Origin of the sequence: Breznakibacter xylanolyticus, from assembly GCF_003254275.1 — a bacterium.
GTDB classification, from domain to species: domain Bacteria; phylum Bacteroidota; class Bacteroidia; order Bacteroidales; family Marinilabiliaceae; genus Breznakibacter; species Breznakibacter xylanolyticus.
The window spans coordinates 106356-117652 of sequence record NZ_QKZK01000006.1 but is presented as its reverse complement, the minus strand read 5'-3'; the positions used below and the strand labels follow the sequence as shown (position 1 = coordinate 117652).

5 protein-coding genes are annotated in these 11297 nt (G+C 49.1%); all 5 read left to right on the top strand.

Annotated elements, in window-relative coordinates; all coding sequences use genetic code 11:
- The first annotated feature begins 75 nt into the window (after positions 1–75).
- Positions 76–1083 carry a family 43 glycosylhydrolase gene (locus tag LX69_RS05060; protein ID WP_111444742.1) on the top strand — a complete coding sequence of 336 codons (1008 nt, stop codon included), beginning with the start codon at positions 76–78 and terminating at the stop codon, positions 1081–1083.
- 57 nt (positions 1084–1140) lie between these two features.
- Positions 1141–2697 carry a sialate O-acetylesterase gene (locus LX69_RS05055; RefSeq protein ID WP_111444741.1) on the top strand — a complete coding sequence of 519 codons (1557 nt, stop codon included), beginning with the start codon at positions 1141–1143 and terminating at the stop codon, positions 2695–2697.
- Between the two features lie 526 nt (positions 2698–3223).
- Positions 3224–6133, top strand: coding sequence for a beta-galactosidase (locus LX69_RS05050; RefSeq protein WP_111444740.1), 2910 nt, complete (start codon positions 3224–3226; stop codon positions 6131–6133).
- Between the two features lie 338 nt (positions 6134–6471).
- On the top strand, positions 6472–9648 hold the full coding sequence (locus LX69_RS05045; RefSeq protein WP_221621280.1) for a SusC/RagA family TonB-linked outer membrane protein: 3177 nt from the start codon (positions 6472–6474) through the stop codon (positions 9646–9648).
- 81 nt (positions 9649–9729) lie between these two features.
- Complete coding sequence (locus tag LX69_RS05040) at positions 9730–11253, top strand: RagB/SusD family nutrient uptake outer membrane protein (RefSeq protein WP_221621279.1); 1524 nt, start codon at positions 9730–9732, stop codon at positions 11251–11253.
- Positions 11254–11297 lie beyond the last annotated feature (44 nt).

Genomic DNA, 11297 nt, shown 5'->3' with positions numbered 1-11297 from the left:
CAAGGTTTTCAAAACCTTGAAGGTTTGTGCTTGGTCTTGCATCTTGATACTTACGTCTTGATACTTTTTTAAAATATGAAAAAATTCATCATCACCCTGGCGCTGTTGTCAGTGCTGCCTGTGGGAGGTCAATCCCAACGCCGATCCGGTGTGCCTGCTCCCAAGCCATTGTTTCGTGACCCTGTGTGCGACGGCGCTGCCGATCCGGTCATCATCTGGAATAAAGCCGAGAAAAAATGGTTCATGTTTTACACCAACCGTCGTGCCAACGACCCGTCGCTCGATGGCGTGAGTTGGGTGCACGGAACCCGCATTGGCATTGCCGAGTCGAAAGATGGCGCCCACTGGACCTATCGCGACACGGCCGACATTCAGTATCGCCTCACCGACTACACCCATTGGGCGCCCGAGGTGATTGAACACGACGGTTTGTATCACATGTATCTCACCTACGTGCCGGGCATTTTTAAAGATTGGCGACATCCGCGCGACATCATGCACCTTACCAGCACCAATATGATCAACTGGAAGTACGAATCGACCCTCAAGCTCGCTTCCGACCGCGTGATTGATGCTTGTGTCTATCGATTGCCCGATGGTACCTGGCGCATGTGGTACAACAATGAGCGCGCCGGTAAGTCGATGTTTTATGCCGACAGTCCCGATCTTTACAATTGGACGGACAAAGGACGCGTGGTAAGTGATCAGGGCGGCGAAGGGCCCAAGGTATTTCGTTGGAATGAGAAATACTGGATGATCACCGATGTGTGGAAGGGATTGGCTTTGTATCAGTCTGATGATCTGCTGACCTGGAAACGAATTCCCGGCAATCTTCTGCAGGAACCCGGCAAAGGCGAGGATGACATGGTGAAAGGCGGCCATGCCGACGTGGTGGTGTGCAACGACCGTGCTTATGTCTATTATTTTACCCATCCCGGCAGGCGCGACGGCGTAGATTCCAATGACACCACCGAGCAGCGCCGGAGCTCCATTCAGGTGGTGGAGTTGAAAATGGTCGATGGGCAGGTGGTGTGCAATCGCGACGAAATCACCTATGTAAAACTGAAAGCAAAGAGAAAATAATGTTTACTTCAAACCTTCGAGGTTTTTTAAACCTCGAAGGTTTAAAATGAAAAAATCATGATTCATAAATCTATTCAATTACTATTGGTTTTGCTTCTGCTGGCAGGTATTCCTGCAAACGCAGATATCAAATTACCAGCTCTTGTAAGCAATCACATGGTGTTGCAGCAGCAGTGCGATATCAATATGTGGGGATGGGCTTCTCCCGGTGAAAAAGTAACTATCACGCCCAGTTGGAGCAAAAAAGCCGTTTCAACCGTTGCTGCCATCGATGGAAAGTGGCTGGTGGTGGTTAAAACGCCCAAGGCGGGTGGTCCTTTTTCCATCTCCCTAAAGGGGAACAACAGGATTGAACTTACCGACGTCATGGTGGGAGAGGTGTGGCTTTGCAGCGGACAAAGTAACATGCACCTTTATGTGGGTCGTTTTGGTGGCGAGGGGGATTGGCGCACCGGGGTTGACAACTACGAAGAAGAGATTGCCAACGCAAACTACCCCGCCATTCGCATGTTTACCGTCGATCGTCTTACTTCCGAGGTGCCCCTCGATGATGTAAAAGGCGACTGGCAGGTGTGCTCACCGCAAACGGTGGCCGAATTTTCGGCCGTGGCCTATTTCTTCGGACGCGAGTTGTATCAAAAGCTCGGTGTGCCCATTGGTCTGCTCAATGCATCATGGGGTGGCACACCGGCCGAAGCCTGGACTCGCAAAGATGTGTTGGTGGCGCATGAGGGGCTCAATGAAATTGTGAAACGCTACCAATTTATCATCGATCATAACGACTCCATCGAAGCAGCCTATAAAGCTTCTCTCGAAAAGTTTAAATCAGATGTTGCCGGCGGGATCATCACCGGCGCAGCGGCAAAGAATCCGCCCAAAGCTCCCTTGCTCAAAGGAGGTCACAAAGCGCCTTATGGTATCTACAATGCCATGGTGCATCCGTTGCTCAATTACAAATTTAAAGGCGTTATCTGGTATCAGGGCGAAAATAATGCACCGCTCGCCTGGCAGTACCGCACGCTGTTTCCGGCAATGATTGCCAATTGGCGTTTGGATTTTAGCAATGGCGAGTTTCCCTTCTATTTTGTACAAATTGCCCCGCACCGCAGTCAAAACCCCGAGATTCGTGAGGCGCAGCTCATGACCTATCGTCAGGTTCCCAATACCGGCATGGTGGTGCTCACCGATGCCGGCGACACGGTGAATATTCACCCCACCAGCAAGCAGATCCCCGGCTACCGGTTGTCGTTGTGGGCGTTGGCCAAGACTTACGGGCAGAAAATACCTGTCTGGTCCGGCCCTCTCTATAAGTCGATGCAGGTGGATGGTGATAAGATTCGCATCTCGTTCGACTTTACCGGTTCGGGCTTGATGTGTAAGGGCGACAGCCTCACTCATTTCACCATTTGTGGTGACGACCAACAGTTTGTGCCGGCGCGTGCGGTTATCGATGGTCACACGGTTGTGGTGTCGTCGCCCGACGTAAAACATCCGGTCGCTGTCCGGTTCGGGTGGGAAAATGTGCCCATGCACAATTTCTACAACAAGGAGGGATTGCCCGCATCGCCTTTCCGCACCGACGACTGGCCGGGGAAAACGTTTGGCAAGAATTGATGGAGCCCATCCCTGCCTCCCCGATGGGGAGGAGAAGGAGTGAATCGAAAATTTTATAAGTATTAGGCTTTGATTCAATGTCGTAAGTTAAGCCCTGAAAGGGCGATAAGCAGTAGCGTTGGGCATCGCTCAACGATGAATGCGATTTAACAGAGTTTTGCCCTGCTCTATCGCTGGCGCCCCCTTGGGGCTTAACTTAACGACATTTGTCTCTGATTTCTCATTTTTATATTAATGTGTTTAGCTAAGAGAAAAGATCTCATACAAAGAGACAGATGATGAGGTGAAGACAGATGTTTAGATCCGTTCTTTTCGTCTCTTCAGTCTTATCTATCTGTCTTTCGTCTAATCATATTCTTGTCTCTTCTGTGAATGCACTAACTAAACTACATTGATTGATGCGATAAAGTCTTTTTCTACTTTCTTCGCTGTCACTGTATTGAGAACGCTGTCTGAATTTATTGTCTTGCGTCTTGCGTCTTGAGACTTCCGTCTTGCTACTCAAATCTTCATACTATCTCCATCCATGAAACATCTACCCATTTTTATTCTCTTTTTTTTGATGCCCTTTTTACAGGCACAAACGGTTACCCTGCGTTTTGATGTAGCTGACCAACCCACGCCGTCGCCCGCATCCATTGCCATGGGCACCGCGGTGTCGCCCGGTGGGAGCGTCTTTTCGCTCAATACGCATCACCTGTCGCGTGACGGTCGTCCCTGGTACCCGGTGATGGGGGAGATGCACTTTTCACGCGTGCCCCGCGAGCGTTGGGAGTCCACGCTGTTGCGCATGAAGAGTGGCGGAATCAATACCGTGGCCACCTACGTGTTTTGGAATCATCACGAAGAGGTGGAGGGGGTGTTCGATTGGTCAGATTTTCGCGACCTGAAAGCTTTTGTGTTGTTATGTCAGCAATTGGACATCTATGTGTGGTTGCGCATCGGCCCTTGGTGTCACGGCGAAGTACGTAATGGTGGTTTTCCCGATTGGTTGCTACGCCAGACCAAGGTGCGTGGCAAACATCCTGTTTTTATGGACAAGGTTCAACGTTTTTATCGTGAGATTGCCCGCCAAGTGGTGCCTTCGCTGTGGAAGAACGGTGGCAGCATCATTGGGGTGCAAATCGAAAACGAGTTCAATTTCAAATCGCAAGCTGGCCTCGATTATATGTTGGCATTAAAGCAGATGGCTGTGGATGCAGGGATGGACGTGCCTTATTATTCAGTGACATCGTGGCCGGGAACGCACCCTGCGCAACGCGATTTTTTGCTCATGTATGGGGCTTATCCTGATGCCCCCTGGAGCAAAGGCACCGACCGGTTGAAACCTCGCCCCGATTACCTGTTCCGTAAGCTGGCCAACGACCCTACGATTGGTGCCGACCAGACCGGCGCTTCCAAAATTGAGGCCAACGACCGGTTGCCTTATCTCTCGGCCGAGCTGGGTGGGGGTAATCAGGTGACTTGGCACCGACGTCCGTTCATCGACTCGCTCGACTGCGTGGCGCTGGCTTACACCATGGCCGGTAGCGGTGCCAACGGCCTGGGATATTACATGTATGCAGGTGGCGTGAACCCCATGGGCAAACTCACCACCCTCGAAGAAAACAAGCAGACGCGTTATCCCAATGACTACGCGCTGATGGATTACGATTTTCAATCGCCCATCGGTCAATCGGGACAGACCAAGCCTTCGTATCGACACATGCGTTTGTTGCATGCTTTTTTAAACGACTTTGGTGCCAGCCTGGCCACCACTCGTCCTGTGTTCCCCGACAAGATGCCATTGGGTGTTGATGACGGGAGTACGCCCCGGTGCGCCTTGCGCACCGATGGTCAATCGGGCTATTTGTTCGTGAGCCATTTTCAACGTTATGGGCAGATGCAGGAGATTCCGGCCGTGCAGTTTCAGGTCAACAGCGGCACGGGATCCATCACTTTTCCTCGCCGCCCGGTAGCCATTGCGCCCAATACGCTGGCGGTGTTGCCGCTCAATATGATGATGGGGCAATCGCGGCTTCGATATGCCACCGTGCAGCCGGTGTGCAGATTGGATGATCCCGACATCACGACCTGGATATTTACAGCAGTGGATGGCATGACTCCTGAGCTGGCTTTCGACCGTCGCTCGGTTCGTAAGCTCAAATCGGTTGATAAGCCGATATATGATGATACGTTGGCCATTGTCGATAACATTCGTCCCGGCTTAAATGCTGTCATTTCCTGGGTCGATGCTCAGGGAAAAAAGCATCGGGCACTGGTTCTCACGCGTGCACAGGCGTTGGATGCCACCAAGGTCGCTCTCGCAGGGCGCGACCATCTGGTGCTCTCGAACGCCGATGTGTTGGTGCGCGACAATCAATTGACTTTTTTGCAGACGGGAAATCCTGTCATTCAAGCCTGGGTGTTCCCTTCGTTGGGGACGGATGCGGAGTTTTCGTCACAAGCGACTTATGTCAGTGTGCGTGACGGTGCATTCGAGCGCATTGAATTACGTTACCCTTCGGTGACCGGTTCGGTGGCGGTGAATCCTGCGCCTGAACGGCAGCGTCCGCCCTTGTCTGATCTCCCTAACTGGTTGCAGATGAAGGAGGGCATTCCTCATCCCCTGGCCGATACTCGCCCCATGTGGCCCCGGGGGGACATTGATTCCTGCATGGTGTTGACTTCTTTTGATGTAGGGGATCCCGGTCAAATGAGGGCTTACCTCTGTCTGGTGCCCGACGATGAGACTGAGGTGTGGTGCAATGGTCACCAATTGTTGAGAGGAGGTAAAAACAGTGTCATCACCACCATTGATCTAACGCCGGCTTTGGTGTCGCAAAGTAATGCGCTGTGCCTGAGAGTTTTCAACACCCATGGAAACGCAGGGGTGCAAGGGATGTTGTTCTTGGTTCGTCCCGGTGAGAGTGCATCTTTTTACCCCATTGACTCTACCTGGCTGTGTCACTCGCTTCATGCGGCGCATTTCTCTCCCTTGGATGGCCCTCGGGAGTTGACGCTGACTCCGGCTAAGGTCGATGACCGTTCGCAGCTACCCTGGCTCAGTGCGTCGCCCGGCGCCATGTATGGCCGCCACTTCAATCCACTCCCGGGTGCCAGGGCATGGACGCTTGTTCCCTCGATTGACTCATCGGTGACTTATGTGAACGACTGGTTGCTGCAAACCCGTTATGTGGCCGATGCTGCCGCTCTTTATTGCAACGATTTGCTGATGAACGACGACTTTTGGTATGGTCGCCCCTGGCTCATCTCCCTGGGGCAACATTTCAGGAGCGAAACTCCTTTTGTATTGCAATTGACGCCTTTGCACGAGGGTGCTCCCTTCTTTTTGGACGAACCGTATGCTTCTTTGTCTCGTCGTCATTCGTGTGATGTGATGGATGTGGCGTTGATCCCCGTGTATTGGGGTGAAATACGCCTGAGAAAAAAGTAGTGTCGGATTTGATCATGACGTTTTGCCCGTTCCCGGGTTCTGTGGTGACAGAATCGGGGAACGGGCTTTTTGCTTTCGGATGAGGTGTGTTAATATTTGTATAAAATGACACAGGCGATTTAGTTTTTATTTGGTCAATGATTGTGAATAGGTTTTGTGAAAGACTGTAAAAAATATCAATGAAATCCTTAAAATCATTGATGAAAGAATGTTTTTCATGGGTGGTTGATATGATTGTGATGGGTGGGAGTGATGAATTGCAATGCTTCCTTTGTTATTTTTGACACAAAATATTAGGTTCTTTTAAGCTTTATTTTTTAATGTCTAATAAAGGAAGTATGAAAAAGTGTTTGTTGTTTTTATTGTTGTTGATCCCCATGCTGGTGGTGGGGCAGCAAAAAAAAGTGTCGGGAAGGGTGCTCGATTCTACCGGGTTTCCGTTACCCGGGGTCAGTGTGCTCATTCAGGGAACCACACAGGGAACCATTACCGACATTGAAGGGAACTATACCATTAACGTAAATGAGGATGCTGTCCTTGTTTTTTCGTTTATTGGTTTCGAAAACCAATCAGTACCTGTGGCCGGAAAAACATCTGTGAATACGGTGTTGAAAGACTCTTCCATTGGTTTGGATGAAGTGGTGGCCGTTGGTTATGGAACTGTAAAAAAGGCCAACGTGGTGGGTTCCATTGCAAAAATTAACGAAGATGCATTGGCTGATCGTCCGGTGGCTCGCGTGGAGCAAGCCCTGCAAGGTCAAATGGCCGGGGTGAGCGTACGAAGCACCAGTGGTGCTCCCGGTAGTGACATCACCATCAACGTGCGCGGTGCGGCTTCTATCAATGGCGAAAGCACTCCTTTATATGTGGTGGACGGTGTACCTCTGGACAACTTATCGGGCATTAACCCAAGTGACATTTCATCTATCGAGGTGTTGAAAGATGCTGCCTCTGCTGCCATTTATGGTTCGCGTGGTTCTAACGGGGTCATATTGGTAACCACCAAAAAAGGGAAAACCGGCAAACCGGTGATCACTTTGTCTGCTTATACGGCTTTGTCCACTGCTGAGAAAAAAGTGGATGTGATGAGTGCCGATGAATGGTTGGCTTTTAATAAGAAGTTCTACGACCGTCAGTGGGTCAATAAAACCGGTCAGTCGGCCAGCGTGAGTCAGGCCGATCGCATTGCTTATGCCGAAGCCACTGATAAAAAGGCTTATGCCACGCGCGATGCGCTTGGAACCATTCGTTCAACTTATGGGATTTATGACCCCTATTGGGATACAGATGCCATTGAAGCCATCGATTGGCAAGATGCCATTTTTCGCACGGCTCCGTCCAATGACATTCAGTTAAGCGCTTCGGGTGCTACTGATATCTTGAATTATTCGATTTCGGGCGGTGTGTTCCAACAGGACGGGATCATCGAAGGTTCTTCGTATGATCGCTATACCATGCGCGGGAACATGGAGGCCAAATTAAACAAACGCATTACCATTGGTTTGAGCCTGGCGCCTTCGTTTGGTAAAACCATTGGTGCCAGTGTTGACGGGAAAGATAATGCAGTGTCCAAAGCTTTGTCTTTGACTCCATGGGTGTTGGCCGGTTCCGGTAAAATGGCCGGAGCAGACCCTTATAAGTTTTATGATTTGTGGGGCGCCGGAGCTAACAACGTGAGTCCTTATGTAATGGCCGTTTACAACGACCGTCAGCGTGAGGACATTCGCATGAATTCGTCGATGAATGCCACTGTGAATGTGTTAGATGGCTTGAATGTCAATGGTCTTGTGTCGTGGAATTATCGTTCGTATTCCGATCGTACCTATACCCCGACATGGATTTCTTCAACTTGGGACAAAGCTGCTTATCCCGGTGAAAAATCTTCATCGAGATATCAAACCCTTGGTAGCCACACGGTGTTGACGCAGGGTACCATCAATTACGATAAGGAGTTTGGCAACCACTCTATCAATGCTTTGGTGGGGGTTTCACAAGAGACCTATCGTCAGGAAACCACCGATCAGGGGATGGGGGTGTTGGCTAATGATAAAACCTGGGTGTTTACCAAGACATCCGGAACAACTGTGAATTATAACACATTGGCCGCATCCAAGAATGCGATGATTTCTTATTTCGGACGGATGCAATATGGTTACATGAATCGTTATTTGCTGGCCGCATCGCTGCGTCGTGATGGATCTTCAAAATTTGGACAGGACAATCGCTGGGGGTGGTTCCCATCGGTGTCGGCTGCCTGGAAATTGAATGAAGAAGGTTTTATGCAGGAGATCGACTGGGTTGGAACAGCCAAATTGCGAGTGAGCTGGGGTCAGGCAGGTAACGATCGTATCGGAACCGGACAGTACCTTTCGAATATGTATGCGCTAAATTATCCCATTGGCGATACGCAAACCTCGAGCAATGGTTTTGTGGTGGGAAACATCTCAAATCCGATGCTTGGATGGGAAAAGACCGATAGTTACAATATCGGGGTTGACTTTGGTTTGTGGCGAAATCGCGTTTATATGACGGCCGATTTTTATTATAAGAAAACCACTGATTTGTTGTTGAAGGCGCCTGTGTCTTTGACCACCGGGTTTTCAAATATGATGGATAATGTGGGAAGTGTTGAAAATAAAGGGTTCGAATTCGAAGTTAATACTGTCAACCTCAATGGCGCTTTCAAATGGAATACTTCGGCCAATATTTCCATTAACCGAAATAAAATCCTGAGTTTGGGCGATGATGATGCCGACATTCTTTCGGGTCAGGGATCCACGATCATTCAGCGCGTGGGTGAAGTGATTAACTCATATTATTTATTGGAAGCCAATGGCGTTTTGCGCGAAAGTGATTTTGGGAGCTACAATGCCACTACTAAAAAATGGATTGATCCTAAAGTGCCCATTTATAGCGGACAGCAGCCTGGTGATACAAAATATGTTGACAAGCGCGGTGGTGCAGAGGGTTCCAAAGATGGCGCGATCACCTCTGCTGATTATGATGCCGTAGGTGCTTATCAGCCTGATTTTGAATGGGGGATGACCAATACCTTTAGCTATAAGAATTTCGATTTGTCCGTTTTGTTACAAGGTCGTGTGGGGGGCGATCTGCTCTCTATCGGTTCGCGTAGCTGGAACAAGCCAACCAATGCTCCGGCCTATAACTACATGGCTTCGTGGTTGAATGATGCTTATTGGTCTGAAGAAGATCCGGGCAACGGTACCGTGCCGGCATTCTATGCAACGGTAACTGGTGCTCAGTACGATACCAACTGGTTGTATGATGCCGGTTATGTGCGCATCAAAAATATCACCCTGGGGTACACCTTGCCCATCAAAAAAGAGATTCTCAAGATGGCTCGGGTGTATGTGTCGTGCGACAACGTGTACATGTGGGACAATTACTATCCCGGTTTCTCACCCGAGGCAGCCACTCAGGATAATGGTTCATCTGACTGGGGATCTTACCCATTGGCTCGTACCTTCTCTTTTGGGTTGAACGTGACTTTTTAATCCCATTTGATGTCATCAAGGTTAAATTCTTCTCCTTGATGACATCTGAAATGTTTTTACCATTTATAAATGATAAGACAAATGAAAATTTCAAAATATTATCTGGCTGCCCTGATGGTGGGCTCCTTGGCTTTGGGAGCTTGCAGCGAAGATGCCATCGATATTGCTCCGGTGGAGAATAATACCACAGCTCAGTTTTACTCCTCTGAATTGGAAATTAAACAGGCTGTGATGGGAACTTATGCCCGATTGGGGCGTAATGGGACGAATACTGATTTTCCGACTGAGTATTTTTGGCTGGCTTCTGAAAATCGTGCCGATGTGTTGTATTTGGCGACTCAGGGAACTACTGCTCAAAACGATCAGTTGGATTTGCGTAAGTACCTGACCACCGATCAGACCGGTATGGTGCAAACCATTTTTGCACGCTTGTATATGGTGATTAAGGAAGCCAATAATTTGTTGGCCAACACCAAAAAGGATGAATATCTCCGTTACCGTGCCGAAGCGAAGTTTTTGAGGGCTTATGCCTATTCGGAGCTGGCGCGTTCTTTTGGACCTGTGGCAATCGTGAAAACGCCTATCCTTCAAAATGAAGCTTTGCTTTTACCTCGAGCTCCTTTGTCTGAGATATATGACTTTATTATCTCTGATCTTGAATATGCTGCTGCCAATCTTGCAAAGATTTATACTGGGGCTGAAGCAGGACGCGTAGGAAGCCTTGCTGCCAATGCGCTGTTGGGGCAAGTTTACATGACCATGGGCGGTTATCCGCTGAATGACAACTCGGCTTATGCCAAGGCTGAAACGGTGTTTGCCTCCATCATTGGTGATGTGGCCACTCGTTTTGCTCCAAACTATGGCGATATCTTTACTTTGGCCAACGAAAACAAATATGATTTGTTTTCCGTTCAGTTTGCATCAGGTAACCTCGGGTTAGGTTCGAGCTTGCCAGGATATATCACCAATTCATCCTCTTCGGGGACGCCTTATCCTGAGTGGGCGTATTCGTCATACAACCTTCAGGGGCAAGATATTCGTGTGGATAAAACTTTGATGGATGACATGAAGGCTCGCAACGATTTGCGTTTGGCCGCTTCGGTTGATTTCGGTTATTGGAACAGTTTAGATGTGTCAAAACGCACATGGGTGGAACGTACCATCGTTACCAAGTTTCTTGAAAAGGATAAAACCAATTCGACCATCAAAGCCTGGAACGACTATCCCCGTAACTTCCCCATTTTACGTGTGGCCGATGTGTATTTATTATATGCCGAAGCGTTGGTGCGCAATGGTAAAGCGGCTGATGCCAAATCATATGTAGATAATATTCGTCTGCGTGCCGGCATTGGTGAGTTGGCTGCTGATCCCACCCTCGAGGATATTCTTTACGAACGTAAGTGCGAGTTTATTGGCGAAGGTCGCCGTTTCTTCGACCTGGTGCGCATGGGTGAGACCTATGCCATTGATGCTCTGACTGCTTTCTCGACTCAATACCATTCGGGCTTTAACGGGAATATTCCATCTAAGCGTGATTTGTTATTGCCCATTCCTTTGGCCGAAATGAAAACTCGTAACAACTGGGATAACAATTTTGGGTATTGATATTCTTCGTGACATTATTGAGAGCTGATTAACCCATCTTGCAG

What these genes read in the sequence shown, in the direction of transcription:
- LX69_RS05060 (WP_111444742.1), top strand. Translation starts at nt 76, where the DNA reads ATGAAAAAATTCATCATCACCCTGGCGCTGTTGTCAGTGCTGCCTGTG.
- LX69_RS05050 (WP_111444740.1), top strand. Translation starts at nt 3,224, where the DNA reads ATGAAACATCTACCCATTTTTATTCTCTTTTTTTTGATGCCCTTTTTA.
- LX69_RS05040 (WP_221621279.1), top strand. Translation starts at nt 9,730, where the DNA reads ATGAAAATTTCAAAATATTATCTGGCTGCCCTGATGGTGGGCTCCTTG.
- LX69_RS05055 (WP_111444741.1), top strand. Translation starts at nt 1,141, where the DNA reads ATGATTCATAAATCTATTCAATTACTATTGGTTTTGCTTCTGCTGGCA.
- LX69_RS05045 (WP_221621280.1), top strand. Translation starts at nt 6,472, where the DNA reads ATGAAAAAGTGTTTGTTGTTTTTATTGTTGTTGATCCCCATGCTGGTG.